We start from the raw sequence: 1,293 nt of genomic DNA on the forward strand, positions 1-1,293 counted from the left end.
TGGGGGAAGACGGAGTTGACGAACTGAGCGGGAGGTGGTGGCGGTGGTCTGATGTTGGTAGATTGATAGTCGCCAAACAAATCAGTCTATCAAACCACCGCCATGCTCAATGCTATGTCGTCTCTTCCGTTTTGGGAAGGCCATATTGTCGAAGCCGTCCAGGAGCAAGAAGACGGGTCGCTGTTAATCGTTCTCGATACCTGTCCGGCAAGTGATGCCGTGTGCGGAGCGTGCCGCCAGCCTTGCGCCCTGGTGCATGAGCGCCGAAGGCGTAAAGTGCGCGATCGCGACGTTCTGGACAAGCGCGTTTGGCTCGATGTGCCGGTGCGGCGGCTGGACTGCCATCACTGCAATGCACGGGTGACCGAGCACATTGCCTGGCTCGACCGAGGAGCACGGATCACGCACCGCGTGCGCCTCTGGGTCGAGGCGCTGGCGCAGTTGCTTCCCATAGCCCATATAGCCCGGCTAACCGGCCTGCACTGGCATACCATCAAAGACATTGATCATCAGCGCTTGAAGCACCTGCATGGTGACTTCTCGGCAGAAGGCGTACGGCGCCTGGTCATGGACGAATTCGCCCTGCACAAGGGTCATCGGTACGCCACTGTCGCCCTGGATGCCGAGCGAATGCGGGTGCTGTGGGTTGGAGAAGGCAATAGCCGGGAAGCGATCCGGCCGTTCTTCGAGTTGCTAGGAGAGGAAGGCTGCCGGCGAATCGAAGCCGTTGCCATGGACATGAACACGGCCATGGACCTCGAAGTGCGTCAGAAATGTCCGAACGCGGAAGTCGTCTACGACTTGTTTCACGTGGTGGCGCGCTTCGGCCGCGAAGTGGTCGACCGAGTTCGCGTCGATCAAGCCAATACCTTGCGAGCCGAACCAAAGGCCCGTCAGGTCATCAAGCGCAGCCGCTGGCTGTTACTGCGCAACCGCGACAACCTCAAGGCCGAACAAGCCGTCAAGCTCGAAGAGCTGCTGGCTGCTAACCAGCCCTTGGCAACGGTCTACCTGCTCAAGACCGAGCTGAAGGAAATCTGGTATGCGCCATCGGTCCGGGAAGGTGCTCGTCGATGGAAAACCTGGCTCAAACTCGCCCTGGAAAGCCAGATCGCACCGTTGATCCAGTTTGCCAAACGTCTGGCCAAATACCGGCGCGGCATTCTGGCTTCGGCCATCTATCCGATGAGCTCATCGATCCTGGAAGGCGTCAACAACCGTATCAAGGTCATCAAGCGCATGGCCTACGGATTTCGGGATGCATCTTACTTCTTCCTGAAAATCAAGGATGCG

1 protein-coding gene is annotated in these 1,293 nt (G+C 58.7%); it reads left to right on the plus strand.

Annotated features, from left to right (window positions below; all coding sequences use genetic code 11):
* Positions 1-114 precede the first annotated feature (114 nt).
* On the plus strand, positions 115-1,293 hold a 1,179-nt coding region (locus QPK32_RS26425), incomplete at its 3' end, for an ISL3 family transposase (RefSeq protein WP_374046795.1).

It is taken from the genome of Massilia sp. YIM B02763 (genome assembly GCF_030412015.1).
Classification (GTDB): domain Bacteria; phylum Pseudomonadota; class Gammaproteobacteria; order Burkholderiales; family Burkholderiaceae_D; genus Telluria.